The organism is Granulicella arctica (genome assembly GCF_025685605.1).
Taxonomy (GTDB): Bacteria; Acidobacteriota; Terriglobia; order Terriglobales; family Acidobacteriaceae; genus Edaphobacter; species Edaphobacter arcticus.
The window spans coordinates 2,226,215-2,243,549 of sequence record NZ_JAGTUT010000001.1 but is presented as its reverse complement, the minus strand read 5'-3'; the positions used below and the strand labels follow the sequence as shown (position 1 = coordinate 2,243,549).

Annotated in this window: 16 protein-coding genes; 5 read left to right on the top strand and 11 right to left on the bottom strand. The window is 59.9% G+C overall.

Annotated features, from left to right (window positions below; all coding sequences use genetic code 11):
• Window positions 1-28: 28 nt before the first annotated feature.
• Window positions 29-508: a GreA/GreB family elongation factor gene (locus tag OHL20_RS09335; protein WP_263382920.1), complete on the bottom strand. Its 480-nt coding sequence runs from the start codon at window positions 506-508 to the stop codon at window positions 29-31.
• Between the two features lie 175 nt (window positions 509-683).
• Here OHL20_RS09335 and mltG point away from each other — a divergent pair, with 175 nt between their 5' ends.
• The 4 genes from mltG to OHL20_RS09315 all read left to right on the top strand — a co-directional run bounded on the left by mltG (window position 684) and on the right by OHL20_RS09315 (window position 4,831).
• A complete protein-coding gene (gene mltG, locus OHL20_RS09330; protein ID WP_263382919.1) occupies window positions 684-1,667 on the top strand; it encodes an endolytic transglycosylase MltG in 984 nt (327 codons plus the stop codon).
• A gap of 136 nt (window positions 1,668-1,803) precedes the next feature.
• Window positions 1,804-2,697 carry an outer membrane lipoprotein-sorting protein gene (locus OHL20_RS09325; RefSeq protein ID WP_263384984.1) on the top strand — a complete coding sequence of 298 codons (894 nt, stop codon included), beginning with the start codon at window positions 1,804-1,806 and terminating at the stop codon, window positions 2,695-2,697.
• 146 nt (window positions 2,698-2,843) lie between these two features.
• Window positions 2,844-3,671, top strand: coding sequence for a rhomboid family intramembrane serine protease (locus tag OHL20_RS09320; protein WP_263382918.1), 828 nt, complete (start codon window positions 2,844-2,846; stop codon window positions 3,669-3,671).
• Between the two features lie 209 nt (window positions 3,672-3,880).
• Window positions 3,881-4,831 (top strand): aldo/keto reductase, encoded by a 951-nt coding sequence (locus tag OHL20_RS09315; RefSeq protein WP_263382917.1) that lies wholly within the window; start codon window positions 3,881-3,883, stop codon window positions 4,829-4,831.
• 163 nt (window positions 4,832-4,994) lie between these two features.
• Here the strand turns inward: OHL20_RS09315 and OHL20_RS09310 are convergent, their stop codons facing one another.
• From OHL20_RS09310 to hisS, 6 genes are all read right to left on the bottom strand, one after another.
• Window positions 4,995-6,224 (bottom strand): hypothetical protein, encoded by a 1,230-nt coding sequence (locus OHL20_RS09310; RefSeq protein WP_263382916.1) that lies wholly within the window; start codon window positions 6,222-6,224, stop codon window positions 4,995-4,997.
• The gene (locus OHL20_RS09305) at window positions 6,202-8,106 is read right to left on the bottom strand and encodes a hypothetical protein (protein WP_263382915.1); all 1,905 of its coding nucleotides are present in this window, start codon (window positions 8,104-8,106) and stop codon (window positions 6,202-6,204) included. The genes OHL20_RS09310 and OHL20_RS09305 overlap by 23 nt, the downstream gene beginning before the upstream one ends.
• Before the next feature lie 191 nt (window positions 8,107-8,297).
• Window positions 8,298-10,103: an aspartate--tRNA ligase gene (gene aspS, locus OHL20_RS09300; protein ID WP_396272550.1), complete on the bottom strand. Its 1,806-nt coding sequence runs from the start codon at window positions 10,101-10,103 to the stop codon at window positions 8,298-8,300.
• 82 nt (window positions 10,104-10,185) lie between these two features.
• Complete coding sequence (locus tag OHL20_RS09295) at window positions 10,186-10,569, bottom strand: PIN domain-containing protein (protein ID WP_263382914.1); 384 nt, start codon at window positions 10,567-10,569, stop codon at window positions 10,186-10,188.
• Window positions 10,562-10,843 (bottom strand): DUF1778 domain-containing protein, encoded by a 282-nt coding sequence (locus OHL20_RS09290; protein WP_263382913.1) that lies wholly within the window; start codon window positions 10,841-10,843, stop codon window positions 10,562-10,564. The genes OHL20_RS09295 and OHL20_RS09290 overlap by 8 nt, the downstream gene beginning before the upstream one ends.
• Before the next feature lie 43 nt (window positions 10,844-10,886).
• On the bottom strand, window positions 10,887-12,182 hold the full coding sequence (gene hisS / locus OHL20_RS09285; RefSeq protein WP_263382912.1) for a histidine--tRNA ligase: 1,296 nt from the start codon (window positions 12,180-12,182) through the stop codon (window positions 10,887-10,889).
• A 134-nt stretch (window positions 12,183-12,316) separates the two neighbouring features.
• Here hisS and OHL20_RS09280 point away from each other — a divergent pair, with 134 nt between their 5' ends.
• Window positions 12,317-12,859 carry a Jag family protein gene (locus OHL20_RS09280; protein ID WP_263382911.1) on the top strand — a complete coding sequence of 181 codons (543 nt, stop codon included), beginning with the start codon at window positions 12,317-12,319 and terminating at the stop codon, window positions 12,857-12,859.
• Window positions 12,860-13,155: 296 nt separating this feature from the next.
• On the opposite strand, the gene OHL20_RS09275 is transcribed toward OHL20_RS09280, so the two are convergent.
• From OHL20_RS09275 to thrS, 4 genes are read right to left on the bottom strand one after another with little or no spacing between them, the layout of a single operon-like run.
• A complete protein-coding gene (locus OHL20_RS09275; protein ID WP_263382910.1) occupies window positions 13,156-14,064 on the bottom strand; it encodes an NADP-dependent oxidoreductase in 909 nt (302 codons plus the stop codon).
• 45 nt (window positions 14,065-14,109) lie between these two features.
• Window positions 14,110-14,577: an SRPBCC family protein gene (locus tag OHL20_RS09270; RefSeq protein WP_263382909.1), complete on the bottom strand. Its 468-nt coding sequence runs from the start codon at window positions 14,575-14,577 to the stop codon at window positions 14,110-14,112.
• Window positions 14,578-14,631: 54 nt separating this feature from the next.
• Window positions 14,632-14,997 carry an HNH endonuclease gene (locus OHL20_RS09265; RefSeq protein WP_263382908.1) on the bottom strand — a complete coding sequence of 122 codons (366 nt, stop codon included), beginning with the start codon at window positions 14,995-14,997 and terminating at the stop codon, window positions 14,632-14,634.
• An 8-nt stretch (window positions 14,998-15,005) separates the two neighbouring features.
• Window positions 15,006-17,033 carry a threonine--tRNA ligase gene (thrS, locus tag OHL20_RS09260; protein WP_263382907.1) on the bottom strand — a complete coding sequence of 676 codons (2,028 nt, stop codon included), beginning with the start codon at window positions 17,031-17,033 and terminating at the stop codon, window positions 15,006-15,008.
• Window positions 17,034-17,335: the final 302 nt, after the last annotated feature.

Sequence of the window (17,335 nt, the reverse complement as noted above, 5' to 3'; positions counted from 1 at the left end):
CCCTTCGAGGTCCCGGCCGTTCAGGCACTTATTGTTCTTCCGCCGTATCGTGGATGGTCGTAAGCTTCAGGACCTCCAGCTCGCGCTTGCCATTCGGAGTGTCGACGATCGTTACCTCACCGACCCGCTTACCCAGCAGGGCGCGCCCAATCGGTGATGTCGTCGAGATCAACCCTTGCGACACATCTGACTCTTCGCTGGTGACGAGCTTGTACTTGATCTCTTCATTCTTGCTGGAGTCGAAGACCACGATCGTCGCGCCGAACCCGACCCGGTCGTGCGGGATATTCGTCAGGTTGACCATCGCAAGCTCACCCATGCGCTTCTTGAGTTGGCCGAGCCGGGCATTTACGAAGACCTGTCGCTGCTTCGCCATGTGGTATTCAGCGTTTTCGCTCAGGTCGCCAAGCGCCACAGCCTTCTTGATCTCCGCCGGCAACTCCGTCGTGAGCTCATGTTCCAACAATTTGATTTCTTCTTCGAGCTTCTTCTTAACTTTTTCGGGCATGGACCATCCAGACGCTATAAACACAAACCGCATACCTCATGCAGCTGTGTGTGAGCATGAAACCATGATTATACGAAACTCATGAAGCATCAGCCTACACCGCCCGTGGCTCTCCCCGATTTGCATCGCAAACACCGTAAAATACCCGCAGCGCGCCTGAGAGGAGATCCCCAACGTGAAGTTTCTGACTGGCCTGCTTCTTGTGCTCCTCATCGCAGGCGGACTCCTCGTCTATATCTTCCTGGCTCCCTACGGCCCATCCACCGAGACCTTCGTCGATATCCCCGCACACTCGGGCACCCCACGCATCGCTGCCCAGCTCAAACAGACCGGCATGATCCGCAGTCGCTATGCCTTCGAACTCCTCCGGCTGATCAAGGGCGGCACCCTCCACCCCGGCGAATACCGTTTCGACCACAAAGCCCCACTGGCGCAGGTCTACGCCCGCATCGCGCGCGGCGACATCTATACCCGCGCCCTCGTCATCCCCGAGGGATACAACATCTTCGACATCGCCCAGGCTGTGGAGAAGGCCGGCCTTGGCTCCCGCGCGGACTTTCTTGCGGCCGAGCGCCAGCATACCGAGCTGATCGCCGATCTCGCTCCTCATGCCACATCGCTCGAAGGCTACCTCTTTCCTGCCACGTACAGCTTCTCGCCCCATGCCGCCCCGGTCCAGATGTTGACCGCCATGGTCCATCGCTTTCGTCAGGCAGCCGCAAAACTCGGCCTGCAGGATAACGTCGCCCGCACCGTCATCATGGCCTCCTTGATCGAAAAGGAGGTAAGCCAGGACACAGAGCGGCCGATCGTAGCGGGAGTCTTCCAAAACCGGCTTGTCAAGAATATGGCCCTCGAAACTGACCCCGCCGTCGTCTACGCCGCTCTTCTCGAAGACCGCTACCGCGGCACCATCTATCTCTCCGACCTCCGCTCCCCCTCGCCATACAACACCTATAAGCATCCCGGGTTGCCCCCCGGGCCGATCTGCAACCCTGGAATAGCGGCATTTCAGGCGGCGCTTCATCCCACCCAGACCGACTTCATCTACTTCGTCAGCGACGCCGCCGGTCACACCCGCTTCTCCGTCGACTTGAAGGAGCATGAACAACAGGTGGCCGCCTACCGGGAAGCGATCCACGCAGGCGGCCAACGCTGAACCTCACCCGGCATCAAAACTCCGCGAAGCGTACCTGCATCTCGATACATCCAATCCCTACGCCAAGCTTCTGAATAATGGTCCATGACGTTCTGCTCGTCGAACGCGCGTGTGAAGGTAGATATACTTGCAGATTGTGCAGAGAAACTTAGGACAGGCGTTTTCTACGCTACTTTTAGCGTTGACCCCCATGCTGGGCGGCTGTCTCGGCCATACCCGTGTAGTCCCTAAGACCCGCGTCGCCTCGGTCGTCATGGGTGCAAGCCTCGATCAGCTCGTCAAGCAGATCGACACCCGCTACAACGCCATTCAGACCATGAACGCCCTCATCGAGATCTCCGGCATCTCCGGCGGCGCCCTCCAGGGAGAGGTCAAGGAGTCGGTCTCCTTCGGCGGTTACCTCTTCATCCGCAAACCCGAAGACATCCGCATCTACCTCAAAGTTCCCTTCGTCAGCTCACTCGCCATGGATATGACGAGCGATGGCAAGAACTTCAAGCTCTACATCCCCTCGAAACACAAGTTCGTCGTCGGCACCAACCAGGTCACCACCCCCTCCAAAAATGGTCTGGAGAATCTCAGGCCCGACGTCTTCTTCGATTCACTGCTGATCCACGGTGTGGGCGACGATGAACTCGTCTCCATGACCCTCGACACCCACGTCGTCGATAACAGCGCCGTCAAGAAGGGCGATCTCATCGAAGAGCCGGAATACCAGCTCTCCATCCTCGCCAAGCCCAAGGGCACAGAGGTCCACACCCTCCGCGTCATCCACATCGATCGCGCCAACCTTCTGCCCTACAAACAGGAGATCTACGACGACAGCGGTCAGATCGTCACCCGCTCGCTCTACAGCAACTTCCAGATGTTTGGCGACATCCAGTACCCCACCCGCATCCAGATCGAGCGGCCATTGGACCACTACGGCCTCAACCTGAACATCACCAAGCTGCAGTTCAATCAGAAGCTTGAGGACGATCAGTTCGACATGCCCACCCCGGAGGGTGTCCCCGTACAGAAGATGGAATAACCCACAGAGCTTTCGCCGAATGACCCGTATCCTCACATCTCTCCAACGCGCCGGACACAAGCTTCTTCCCAATTCGCTACACCGCCCACACTCGGTGTCTCCGCTCACACATCCAGCACCGCTCCTGTGGTGAAATAGAACCAGCCATGGCCCGTTCCAGCCCGATCACGATGACCTTCCCGCCCTTCACCGGCATCGTGCGGAAGCTCGTCCTCGCGAACGTCGCCGTCTTCTTCGGCCTCCTGATCCTTCGCTGGGTCTCTCCCGGCCTCTCTGCCTTCCTGCTCTTCCATCTTTTTCTCGAGCCTCTCGACGTAGTCCGCGGCGAACTCTGGCAGCTCGTCACCTACGCCTTTCTCAACGGCGGCATCCTCGACATGCTCTTCGGGATGCTCACCCTCTGGTTCACCGGCTCGCTCCTCGAGAGCGTCTTCGGCAGCCAATGGGTCGGCGAGCTTTACTTCAGCTCCGTCATCGGCGGCGCCATCGTCGCCTCAGCCATCTCCTTCACCCACGTCTTCGGCCTCCGCCCCGACGTACCCGCCCTCGGAGCCTGGGCCGGCGTCTTCGGTCTCCTCATGGCCATCGCTATGCGCTTCGGCGACCAGGAGTTCCTCCTCTGGTTCTTCATCCGCATCAAGGCCAAATACATGGTCGCGATCTACATCCTGATCGCCATCGCCATCCTCCTCAAAGGCGGCAACGCCTTCGGAGCCCTCCTCCAGCTCTCCGGAGCCTTCTGCGGCTTCCTCTACGTCCAGTTCGCCCCCCGCAAGGGCTTCCTTCTCGGCTCAAGCGAACGCTACTACGGCCTCCGCAACGACTACTACCGCTGGAAGCGACGCCGCGCCGCCCGCAAGTTCGAGGTCTACATGGGCAAGCAAGGCCGCGAAGTCCACTTCGACAAAGACGGCCGCTACATCGACCCCGACCAGCTCAAAAAGAACCCTAAAGATAAATCCTGGATGAACTAGCATCCCCGTCCCGCAAAGAAACTGTCACCCTCCTGCATCACCTCAAAACTCTGTGATCCTGAGCGTAGTCGAAGGACCTGCGGTTGCTCGTCCTGCGTAGTGGTCTGAGCACAGCGAGTACCCATAGCATCTCGTCCTTGCACTTCCTCCCCATCAAAACTCCCGAGCATCCCCTTCCGCATCTCCCCATCCAATCCCCAGGAGAACTAATGCAAACCAGAACCCTCGGCACCTCCAGCCTCCACATCGTGCCCCTGATGCTCGGCGGCAACGTCTTCGGCTGGACCATCGACGCCCCCACCTCCTTCGCCATCCTCGACGCCTTCGTCGACCGCGGCTTCAACTTCATCGACACCGCCAACGTCTACTCCGTCTGGGTCCCCGGCCACCAGGGCGGCGAGTCCGAGACCATCCTCGGCCAATGGTTCAAGCAATCCGGCAAGCGCGACAAGGTGATCCTCGCCACCAAGGTCGGCATGAAAATGGGCGACGGCAAAGAGGGTCTCGGCAGGCAGTACATCCTCGACGAGGTCGAAGCCTCCCTCAAACGTCTCCAGACCGACCACATCGACCTCTACCAGTCCCACAAGGACGACGAATCCACCCCCATCGACGACACCCTTGAGGCCTATCAGCAGCTCATCCAACAGGGAAAGGTCACCCTCATCGGCGCATCCAACTACACCGGACCCCGCCTCACCGAGGCGATGGAGCTAAGCGAGAAGAAAGGCCTCCCCGCCTACCAGACCCTCCAGCCTGAGTACAACCTCCACACCCGCGAAGACTTCGAAACGAACCTGCAACTGGTAGCCAAAAAGTTTGGCCTCGATGTCGTCCCCTACTTCTCGCTAGCCAGTGGCTTCCTCACCGGCAAGTACAAGTCGATCGACGACACCAGGGGAGCCAACCGCGAGTCCCGCGTCGCCCGCTACTTCGACGAACGCGGCGAGAAGATCCTCAAAGCGCTCGACGAAGTCTCAAAGGAGACCGGCGCCAAACCAGCCGCCATCTCGCTCGCCTGGCTCCTCGCCCAGCCCACCATTCTCGCGCCCATCGCCTCGGCGACATCACTCAGCCAACTGGACGCACTCTTCGAAGCAGTTGACCTGAAACTCGACCCCGCAGCCCTCGACAAACTTACCCGCGCCAGCGCGTACTAATCCGCCCGGGCGGGCTACCTGAACGGCAGGCGGCCCGCCTGGTCCATATAAAGCATTTAGAATTTTATATTTGCCCGTAAGCCCTTTAGTATGCGATAGTTACGGACAATCGTTTTCGCTATCTGCCACAAAGCAAACGGGTTACGAGTCGAAACTCGTTTTTTCACTTCACGGGCATCAGATCACGTCCACTACACCGCTCATCCGCTGTCGTTCCAACGTTGGCCAGAAGATAGCCTGACGGCTCCTCTTTGATCGCGAAAAATTCTGGCCCACCCGGCTCCCGGTCCATCTCCACCTCGTACTGCCCCTTCACCGAACAAGCCCGCACCGGCCCGTAGGTGTACGTAACGGAAGCATCCTTCCGGCCGTTTGCAAACGCCTCATGAACCTTCTGAAGCGTCGCAGCGCCTTCAGCGACACTCCACCGCCGCGACTCGCTCCACGGAGCCTGAAGCCATTCGTCCACAAAGCCTCGACCATCCACCGCAATTGGCTGAACCCGTTCCACCGTGTCTCCAGAGACTCGATAGCGAAAGACACCCTTCCGCACCAACTGATCTCCCTCGATCGTCCCCACATCCAGTCGCAACTCAAACCCATCCGGCCGCGCCATCATTCGCGGATCAGACTCGATCACAAAGCCATGCCGCTGATGCCAGACCACACGCGGACTCGCCGCCTTCATCCCAGCCGTCAAAACATCAATCTCAAACCCACTCCACCGCGACGTACACCAATCCGTCCCATGCGCCACGGCAATCTTCCAAGGCGAACCCGGAATCACCACGAACTGGAAGAACCCACCAAACGCTCCCGAAATCTCCGCGTACTCCGGACTCTGCCATCGCAGCGCCAGCCGCCAACCAGCCGCAGTCGGCTCGTAGAGCAGCAGCATCGAGTCGTCGCCGCACTCAATCCCAAAGCTCACCACAACCGCCCGCATCTGCGGTGCATTCGCAGGTGCCGAAACCGCCACATGAAGATCCGTGCCGTACACCCCGTCGCTCGCCGTTGCAGCCGGTCCGGACGAGGGAGTAAACGGCTTCCCCGGCTGGTTCGCGTCCAGAAGCTTTACCAGCCGCGCCTGCATCGCCGCCGCATGTTCACCCGCAGGAGCGCACCGAACTCCGGCATCCACCGCTCCTGCCAAAGCCTCTTTCATCCCGGAGATCAACGGGCGCAACGCCGGAGAAACCTCGGAGGTCATCTCCTCCACCTTCACCCGCTGCAACTCACCCTGCCGCATTCGCAACGCAGCGACGCCGGCATCACAACCCTGCTCTGCAACACCAGCGGCCGATACGAGAAGCAGACACGCCAAACCAAGCCATCGCACCATGCCGAAAGCATAGCCTGAATCAAGCAATCTACGGCGCCAGCCCGTAAACATCGACACCACCGTTATAGTTCGGCAGGTAGATCTGCCCGCCGGAGATCGTCGGCGGCATGAATTTGTTGAAGCTGTACTGAAGGTTCCAATCCTGACTGTCCCATAACTTCAGCAGGTGTTTGCCGTCGGAGTCGGTCGTAAAGTTCTCCGCGTCGTAAGCAATCAGCCGCCCGGTCGTAAGCTGTGCATTCGCATTCCCGTACGGCAGACTGCACCACAGGATTGCCGTCCCCGCCGCACCATGATTACTCGAAAGCGCGCAGAAGCTCCCCGGCATCCCGCCCGGACTCTGCGTGTTCGCAATCGATGCAACCTCGCGGCTCTCCGCAAGGTACGTCATCGCTCCACTCGGAGCCATCGACCACGCATGAATCGTGCTGTTCTCCCCGCCCACAAAGATCGTCATCCCCCGCGTCGGGCTCATGTACTGCACCGGCGTCATGTGCAGATGGCGCGTCTTGCCGTAGGGCATAAAGTTGAGCGTCGTCGTATCCTGCGGGCAAGGATCGACCGGACCCGGCGACGCCGTCATCCACACCGGCGGTGTCGCCAGCTTCAGGCAGTTTGCCTTCGCATTGCGGAAATCAGCAGGCATCGTATTGCCCATCGACGCGGTATTCACGACGTAGCCAAGCCCATCCTTCCCACCGCAGAGCAGCTTGCCGTAGCTCTGGATGAGCGTGCAGCCACCCGACCCAAGATCCTCATCCGACCACGCCGGATCGGTAGCGTTCGCCGGATAGACCAGCGGCACCACGCGGCCCGTATTCACATCACGCGAGATCACCGTCCGCGTCCCCACCAGCGAAGGCTTCATCCCGCCGCCCACCGGCATCGCCACCTCTTCGCTCGGCGCACTGACGCCGGCAAGCTTATCCGTCATCGGAGCAGCCGGCCCGGACGCCGCCGGATCGAGACCGACGCGCCCGGCATCGCTGTACGGCGAAAACCACGTAACCACCTTCAGGCTGGCAGTCGCGCCCGGCGTATACACCACCTTGAAGATCGACTCGCCGAAATCGTTCACCCCATTGAAGCTGCCGTTTCCCGTAACACCGTAAAGCGCCCCCGCGCTATCAGCAGCAAGCCCTTGTCCCCCCATCCAGATGCCCCCGCCCAGCCCCTGCGATAAGGGCAGGAACGCAGTCACCTTCTTCATCGCCACGTCGTACGCAACGACCGCCCCCGCCGCAGCCTTACCTGTCTCGCTCACCGTTCCATAGGCGAAGAACACCATCTTGCGCCCGCCAACAGTCGTCATCACCAGCGACGACCGCTGTTTGCGCATCGTGTCGTTGTAACCCTGCGTCCCATTTCGCAGGCCCGCAAGCGAGACCGGCGCGCCAACGATCGCACCAGTCGCCACATTCAGCGAGAAGATCGAGTGAACCCCACGCTGCGGCGTCCCGTCCGGCGAAATCCACGCAACCATGTACGCAAGCTTTGCGTCAGGATCGATCACGCCCGTCGACAGCACGCCCCACTTGTCATTGATCAGGTGCGCATCGATCGCCGCCCCACCCTGGATCGGCGTTCCCAGAGTCGTGCTCCAGATCCCCGCTCCCGTAGTCGCATCGACACCGCGAACGATGTTCGCCATCGAAGGCAGCACCATCACATCATGCGTCGAACCATCCGCAACCTTCACGCCTGGCAGCACAAGCGGCTGCGCCTCCATGCCCCGCGCGTCACCCGAGACCGGGATCGTAGTGACGCGACGGATACCTTGTGCCTGCACCTTGGCGACCGTCAGTACCGAATCCAGAAACGATCCGGAGCGCTGGTTATCACCCGAGCGCGTCAGTACGGGCTGCATCGTCGAGGCCTGCCCAAGGGCGGCAGTGGAGAGGAGAGAAACCAAGGCAAGTCGAAAGAGGTGCATGGGCATACTCCCAAAAAGAGTGAATAACAATGCAGGTTGGCCCGAGTCGTACCTATAGATACACCAATTCGCCAAAGATCCATCATGAATTTGCACCGCAAAAGGCCTAACACAGCAAAAAGCGGAGGACACCGATCAAGAAAAGCTCTCGATCTGTGTCATCCGCATTATCCCTGGTAAAGGTCTGAAACTTAGCTGCGAATCACCGTCCGCAGGCTCAATTCTTTAAGCTGCTGCTCACTCACCGGCGTCGGCGCATCCACCATCAGATCAATCGCCTTAGCAGTCTTCGGGAAGGCAATCACCTCGCGCAGGCTCGTCGCCCCGGCAAGGATCATGACGATCCGATCCAGTCCAAGTGCGATGCCTCCGTGCGGCGGCGTGCCATATTCAAGTGCGTCGAGGAAAAAGCCGAATCGCTCATGCGCCTCTGCATCCGACATGCCGAGCGACCGGAAGATCTCAGCCTGCACGTCCTGCCGATGGATACGGATCGACCCCGACCCAAGCTCAGTCCCGTTCAGCACAATGTCGTACGCCAGCGCGCGAACCGCACCCTTGTCGCTCGTCAGCCGCCCAGCCTTGATGTCCTCTTCATGCGGCGAGGTGAACGGATGATGCGCCGCATTCCAGACCTTCGCCTCCTCGTCCCACTCGTACATCGGAAAGTCCGTGACCCAGAGAAACTTGTAGTCCCCCGCAGTGCCGGTCTTCGTAAAGCGTCCGTGCTGCGCGGCGTACTTCGTCCCAAGCTGCAGCCGCAACGCGCCAACCCGCTTGTAGATCCACTGCGGATCGTAGTTCCACATCGCAGGCGTGCCAAGCTTCGGCGTCACCACAATAACCAGGTTGTCCGGCGACGCGGGCGGAGCATCCGCACCACTCACCAGCTTCGCATCGATAGCTGACGCGAGCGGTGCAAAGTCCGGGTTCGTCCCAAGCCGTGCCACATCAAGCAGGTCCAGACCAGATTCGCCGAAGCCGCTGCGAACCTCGCTGAGCAACGCCTTCCGAGCAGTTCCGCTCAACACCCCGACACCCGGAATCACAAACCCCAGCACCGGCAGACCCTGTTCAATCTTCAACGTCTCGCGCAGCTCAGCAGTCAGTTCGCCGCTCAGATCAACCATCGCGGGCAACCGCATATCCGGCTTGTCGATCCCGTAGCTACGGATCGCCTCGTCATAGGTCATCTGCACAAACTCAGTCGGCAGCGTAATCCCTGCCGTAGCAAAAGCCGCCGCCAGAAAGCCTTCCACCGTCTTGAAGATCAATCCCTGCTGCGGAAAAGTCATCTCAAGGTCGATCTGGGTAAACTCCGGCTGCCGATCGGCCCGCAGATCCTCGTCGCGGAAGCACCGCGCAATCTGGAAGTATTTATCGAAGCCCGAGATCATCAGGATCTGCTTGAAGATCTGGGGTGACTGCGGCAGCGCATAGAAGCTGCCACCGTGCACACGGCTCGGCACAAGATAATCGCGCGCACCTTCAGGGGTCGAGCGCGTCATGAACGGCGTCTCGATCTCAAGAAATCCCGCGTCCGAAAGGTAGTTCCGGATCGCCCGCGCAACATCGTGCCGCAGCTTGAAGTTCTTCTGCATGTCCACCCGGCGCAGGTCGAGATACCGATACTTCAGCCGCACCTCTTCGTTCGCAATCGCGTCTTCCGCAGGCGAGAACGGCGGCGTCTTCGACTCATTCAACAGCAGCAACTCTGCGGCAACAACCTCGATCAGGCCCGTCGCCATATTGGGGTTATCGAGCCCCGCACCGCGCAGCCGAACCTTGCCCTTTACCGCGACCACGTACTCCGAACGTGCTGCCTCCGCCTTCGCGTGCGCCTCGCCGCTGACCTCTTTATCGAGCACCACCTGCGTGATCCCCGAGCGGTCGCGCACGTCGAGGAAGATCAAATTGCCGTGATCCCGGCGCCGGTTGACCCATCCCATCAGGACGACATCTGCGCCTGAGTCTTCGGGGCGAAGTTCGCCACACATCTGCGTACGCTGCAAGCTACCTAAAAAGTCTAAAGTCACAATCTTCCTATTGTACGAACTTGAACGGCAAACCAGCGCATGATCAGCGAACCAAATGGACCTTGCATCCAACTGCCACCTGCGCCCAGGCCCGATCCGCTGTATAGACCTCCGCACCAAGCTCCAAAGCAAGTGCAAAACACGCACGATCTCCCATCGACAAACCGAGGTGTTTCGTGGATGCCCTGAGCACACCGCACATCCGCGCCTGATTTTCAGTAAATGGTTCGATACGGTTGAGCAGAGCGAGAAGTGCGTTAGATTTCGGATAGTCAGCTTCGCGAAGATCAAACAACGTTGAGAGCACCTCGCCGAAGTTCACAGCGCTCATAACTCCGTCCTCAACAAGACTAAAAACGAGAGGATCAATCCGCTCTCCATTGATCATTGCGATAAGGACGGAGGAGTCAAGTACCGCTTCACTCACTCGCAGCTTCCCTGCGACGTTCCTGGATCAACTCTTCAAGAATGTCTCGGTCGTCTGGATTAGCCTTACGCACCTCGTCCTGGGCTGCTTTGACGATAGCCATGATCTCTTCGCGGCTGCGTCTTGGCTTGGCCGACCGCTGACTTTCCGCAACCTGCAGCGCAGCCCGTAGAACAAAGCCGCTCAAGGAACGGTGTTCCCGAGCGGCGGCCTCCGAAAGCAGGCGGTGCTGCTCCGGCGTGGCACGAACGCCGAGCGGCTTGCGAGTTGGCATTGAAAGGCTCATGACAACAGTGTGTCTACATTGTGTTTACAAGTCAAGATCGAAGCGCATCAACAAGATCGTGTCGTGCCACCTTCACCTGTTCCCCGGAACCGAAGCTCTTTACTGTCAAAGTGCCAGAGTTAACCTCATCCTCACCGAGAATCACGATCCGTCGAGCCACCCTATCCGCTGCGTCAAAGCTCTTCTTCAGCCGGAAGCTCCCATCGCCTACTTCGACACTCAGTCCCGCACGCCGCAACTCGCGAGCCAGCTTCAGCGCCGCCGCATTCTGCCCCACACCCATCGGCGCGATAAAGGCATCCAGCTTCTTCGCCACCGTCTCCGCTGCCTGTGCCTGCAAAGTCAAAATGAGGCGATCTTCGCCGATCGCAAACCCTATCCCCGGAGCCTTCGGGCCGCCGAGCATCTCACTCAGTCCGTCGTACCGGCCACCACCCAGCAGCGCATTCTGGGTCCCGAGTCCGCTGCCATCGGGCACCGTGAACTCGAACGTCGTACGTGTGTAGTAGTCCAGCCCGCGCACCAGTCGCGGATTGACATGGTAGGCCACGCCACATGCATCGAGCGCGGCAAGTACCTGCTTGAAGTGATCGGTTGACTCCGCATCGAGGAAGTCGGCGATCTTCGGAAGCTTGTTAATGATCTCCTGATCGTTCAGGTCCTTTGAGTCCAGCACGCGCAGCGGATTCGTCTCGGCACGCCGTTGGTTGTCCTCACACATCAGGTGCTTGACCGGGCCAAGCGCCTCGCGAAGAGCAGCGACATAGCGAGGCCGATCGGTCGACGATCCAACAGAATTCACCTCGAGCCGCCAGCCCGTCACGCCGAGTTCGTCGAGTAGCGAGGCCAGCATCTCCAGCACCTCGGCGTCGCGTATCGCGCTCTCTGCGCCCGACGACACCGGCCCAAGCACCTCGGCGCCGATCTGCCAGAACTGGCGATACCTACCCCGCTGCGGCCGCTCCCGCCGGAACTGCGGTCCAATATAGAAGAGCTTCTGTAGATTTCCAGTATCGCCAAGCTTGTGCTCGATATAGGCCCGCACGACCCCGGCCGTATTCTCAGGCCGCAGGGTCAGTTGTTGAGCTTTCTCGGATGCCGCGCGCGCCCGGTCCTCCCATGTGTACATCTCCTTCGAGACCACATCCGTCTCTTCACCGACGCCACGCACAAACAGCTCCGTCGTCTCGAAGATCGGCGTCCGAATCTCGCCAAAGCCATAACGCGCAAAGACACCACGGGCGACTGCCTCAACCCGGTTCCATAGTTCCGTCTCCGGCGGCAGCAGATCGCGCGTACCCCGGACAGCCTTCAAAGTCCCTGACATAAGCATTCAGTTTACTGTGCCATGAGCGGGGAGCAGTACCTCGCTCCAAAGCTCTTCGCGGCACCACGCCGAACAAACGCACTCGCGCCCTTCGAATTAAGCTAAACTCACTCATCTCGACTAAAGGCACTATCGTGACTCCCCAGGCCCTGGCCGTCGAACCCTTGGAAGACCTCCTGCGCCTCATCACGGTCAGCGGCAGTTTGGACCTTCGCTTTGAAATCGCCTCGCATCCAGGTTCCACACCCGAGATGACCGTCGAACTCAGTGGGCCCGACACCGCCCTCCTCACCGATCGCAACGGCGAACTCCTCCACGCCATCGAGCACATTGCCGCCAAGATCCTGCGGCTCGAGCCCGAGGAGCATGACCGCCTCTCCTTCGACGCCGACCGCTTCAAAGCCGACCGCGACGATCAGTTGCGCCTCTCCGCCGAGGCCGCCATCGTACGCGTGCGTCAGACCGGCGAACCCTTCGCCTTCAATGCCATGACCTCCCGCGAGCGCCGCATGCTTCACCTCGTCCTCAAGGAGTCAGGTCTTCCCACGGCTTCGAGCGGTGAGGGTCCCCGGCGCTTCGTCGTCCTTTATCCGGAAGGCCACGAGCCCGCTCCGCAAGCGCCAGCCGTAACCCCGGACCGCACCCACCAAATCCGTAACAGCTTTCGCCGCCGCTAACCGTCCGCTCCGTTCGCTCCATTATTTGTCATTCCCGAGGGGAATGTGCATCTGTAGCTGCTGTATGCCCGGCGTCATTTCTAAGTGCAGAAACTTGACAGATGTGGCCCTCAGAGACGCCTCTCAAGCGGCAAACCACGCTCCAGGACGAGATTGACCTTGGACTAGTCCAGACTTAAACCATCTGTTTTGTAGACTTTAGGACTTTGGAAAAAAAGTTAAAGTCCACTCAGCAGTTTCTTCCCAAAACACAAAGGGCGAAACTCTTTCAAGAGTTCCGCCCTTACGCAAACAGATTAGCCGACCAGTAGAACCTTCCCAATTCCACCTTTTTCCGCCGCCGCCTGACCCTCCCCAGCGTCCTCCAGAGGAATCATCCGGTCGATCGGAATCTTGAACTTGCCAGCCAGCACATCTGCCGCAAGCGTCTCGAGTGCCGCCACATCCGGCTTGGCCCGCACCAGTTCGACGTGAACGGTCGGGTGCATCTTGGCATTGCTCGGAAGCCCAACGACCGAGGCGAAGATCCCGCCCTGCTTCACCTTCCCGATCAACATCTCGGCCGTCTCACCCCCAACAGCGTCAGCCACGGCGTCGATGAAACCAAGCTTCTCCATCGCCTCGTCATCGTCCAGCGCCAGCACCTCATCGGCCCCAATCTCCGCCGCCTCCTTCAACTGCTTCTTGCGGACCCCGGCGATCACCGTGGCTCCCGCCTTCTTCGCCGTCCACACCGCAGATCGCCCCACGCCGCCAGTCGCTCCCGCGACCAGAACCGTCTGCCCAGCCTGAATCTTCGTCCCCAGCGTGATCAACCGCTCACCCGTCAGCGTAACCAGCGGCAACGCAGCCGCCTCAACGACGTCAAGCCCTTCCGGCACGTGCGCAGCCTCAGCAGCCGGAACTACCACCAACTCCGCGTAGGTATGGTTCGCCAGCGCCATCACCTTGTCTCCCGGCTCGAACCCGGTCACCTTCGACCCCACCTCGCGCACGATCCCTGACACATCGCGCCCAATAATCCCCGGGAACTCCACCGGAAACCGCTCCTTCGCCGCACCGCTCCGCATCTTGTAGTCGACTGGATTGACGCTCGACGCCGAAAGGCGCACCAGCAGGTCGTTCTCGCCAATCTTCGGGTCGTCCACGTCCTCCCACTTCAGCTTGTCCGGACCACCATACTCATGCAGCACCACAGCCTTCATCGAATCACCTCGTTGCAGTTCAGATGCGTCGACCGGCGGGCCCGTCTACTCGGGCAGGTACTCCCGCCACCCCTCACCCTCGGCAAGGTGCTTCAACAGCGCGAATCGGTTCGCGAGCAGACCTGCAATATGCGGCACCATAATCTTCCTGGCGACCAGCTTGCCCAGCGCGCCAAACGGCAGCGAGAACTTCACCTTGTCGTACGCCAGCGTGTAGCCATCCACCCACTCCAGATGATGATCGTGCTGGAAGCGCGCAAACCGCCCGCGAAGCTGCGTGTCCTGAAAGAACGTCGGTGCCTCATACCCGCTGATCACGCTCGTATGCATCTGTGGCAGCCCAAACTTCCAACCGCGCCACTTCACCGTATCGCCCGCGACCACCAGTCCAGTCGTCCGCCCCGCCACAGGCCGCATCCCCAACGTCTGCCGCACCAACTCAATATTCGTGGAGAGCAGAAAAACCCGTTCAATCGGCGCATTGATGTGAACACTATCCTTGACGATGTACATAGATCCTTTCAAACTGGCGAGCCAGTTCCACGCCTTGCAATAAGATGCGCGGTCTCAAATCGGCTGCGAAGCCACGTCCCTGGTCCGCTGAGCCTTCCGGTGGCATGCCGGACAAACAAGCTGGGTATTCTCGACCGTATAGCCATCGATCGCTTTGAACCGATCAAGCTCCGCACCCCGCTGCGGCAGCTTCTCCCGGCAAAGCGCGCAGAGGCCACCCTGCTTCTTCAGCATCTGCTCCTTCAACTTCTTGCGCTGCGTTGGCGTGCCGCGTTCGTCGAACTCCAGCCTCTTTGCGATGTACCGCTTCATCTGGAAGCTCAACTCGCGATCCTCCCCAGCCACAGCGAGGATCTCCGCCCGCACCTGCGCGAGAATAGCCAGAGCCCTGGCGCGATCCTCTGGCGAAAGCTCCGGCATATCGTCTCCTACAGCACCGCGGACTTGCTCGCGAGCAGCTCCCGTGTCCTCGCCACAAATGCGTCGAGCGCAACGCTACCTTCGTCGCCCTTGCCCCGCGTCCGCACACTCACCGCATCACTTGCAGCTTCCTTATCGCCCATGATCAGCACGAACGGTACCTTCTGCAGCGTAAACTCCCGGATCTTCGCATTCATCTTCTCGTTGCGCGCATCCAGTTCGACCCGCAGACCCGCAGCTTCCAACTGAGCCTTCACCTTCTGCGCATACTCCAGGTGCTTTTCACTGATCGGCACAATCCCGACCTGGGTCGGAGCCAGCCACAGCGGAAACGCCCCGGCATAGTGCTCAATCAGCACGCCGAAGAAGCGTTCCACCGAACCAAACAATGCACGATGGACCATCACCGGCTGATGCTTCTCGCCATCCTCACCCGTGTACTCAAGGTCAAAACGAGCTGGCAGGTTGAAGTCGAACTGCACCGTCGAAAGCTGCCACAGCCGTCCAAGAATATCGACCAGCTTCACGTCGATCTTTGGTCCGTAGAACGCCGCCTCCCCGGGTATCGTCTTGAACGGAATCCCTTTGCGGTCCAGCGCATTTCGCAGCGAACTGATTGCCAGCTCCCAGTTCTCATCGGAGCCCGCATACTTCTCTCGGTTCTTCGGGTCCCACGTCGAAAGCTCCACCTTGAACTCCGAGAAGCCAAAGGTATTCAGCACGTTCTGGGCGAAGTCGATACATGCCACGACCTCATCCTCAATCTGGGCTGGCGTGCAGAAGATGTGCGCATCATCCTGTGTAAAGCCACGCACCCGCAACAGTCCATGCATCGTCCCCGAGCGCTCATACCGGTACACGTTCCCAAGCTCTGCGTAGCGCACCGGCAGGTCGCGATAGCTCCGAGGACTGCTCTTGTAGATCAGGATGTGGCCCGGGCAGTTCATCGGCTTCAGCCGGTACTCCGCATCGTCCAGCTCCATCGGCGGATACATGTTCTCGCCGTAGAAGCCCTCGTGCCCGCTGATCTTCCAAAGCTCCCGCCGCATGATATGCGGCGTATAGACGATGTCGTAGCCGCGGCGCACGCACTCCTCGCGCATCCACTCTTCCATCGTCCGGCGGATCAGGCCGCCCTTCGGGTGCCAGAAGATCAGCCCCGCACCCGCCACCTCCTGGATCGAGAAAAGGTCAAGCTGCTTGCCCAGCACCCGATGATCGCGCGCCTTGATCTCCTCCAGCCGCTTGAAGTGCGCGTCAAGATCCTTCGCGTTGAAAAAAGCCGTTCCATAGATCCGTTGCAACTGCTGGTTCTTCTCATCTCCCAGCCAGTACGCGCCAGCGACACTCGTCACCTTGAACGCCTTCACGCGCCCGGTTGACGGCACATGCGGTCCGCGACAAAAGTCCGTAAACCCACCGTTCTTGTACAGCGAAATCTCATCGCCAATCTTCGTAAACTTCTCGATGAAGTGGACCTTCATGAATTCGCCCTGCGCCGCGTAGTCCGTCAGACCCCTGTCGCGCGACTTTTCTTCCCGAACGAACGGTTCGTCCCGCGCGACGACCTCCGCCATCCGCGCCTCGATCGCTGCCAGGTCGGCCTCCGAGAACGGCGTCTCGCGATACACGTCGTAGAAGAAACCAGCATCCGTCGCCGGTCCATGCCCGAGCTTCGTCTCCGGAAACAGCTCCAGGATCGCCGTCGCCATCACATGCGCAGCCGAGTGACGAACCACCTTCAGCGACGCCTCGTCATTCTCCTTCAATAATTCAAGCGCGACATCCTCGGTCAGAGGAGCCGACAGGTCGACAATCCGCTCCCCCATCTCGCTGCCGCCATACATCGCGTCCTCAGAGGTCGCATCATCCGCTTCCGCAGAGATCGCGTCAGACGTGGCCGCGAGCGGCCGAATCCGCGCTACAACCACTACCGCCGCCAGTCGCGGCGAGATGCTCATCGCCACGTCATACGCTGTCGTACCCTGCGGAACCTCACGCACCGAACCATCTGGAAGCTGTACTCGAATCGTCATTGAACCCTTATCCATGTCTCACCAGATTTGAACCACTACCCGGTTAAATCTGTAATGACCAGCATATTGCCTTTGCGGGCGACACACCACTTTCAGAACGACTCTTCTGCTGGCGCCGTAGATCTATTTAGCGTAGATCAACGTCTCCCTAAGCGTACCCTTGTACACGGAATGACTCAGCACCATCACGCATCCGCACGAGCAGGGCCCTCCCCTCTGCTCGTTCCTTTCCACGATGTTGCGGCTGCATGAACATCGCACAAAAACTGCGTCCCTCCCTCCAGAGCCCACGTCTACTCGTC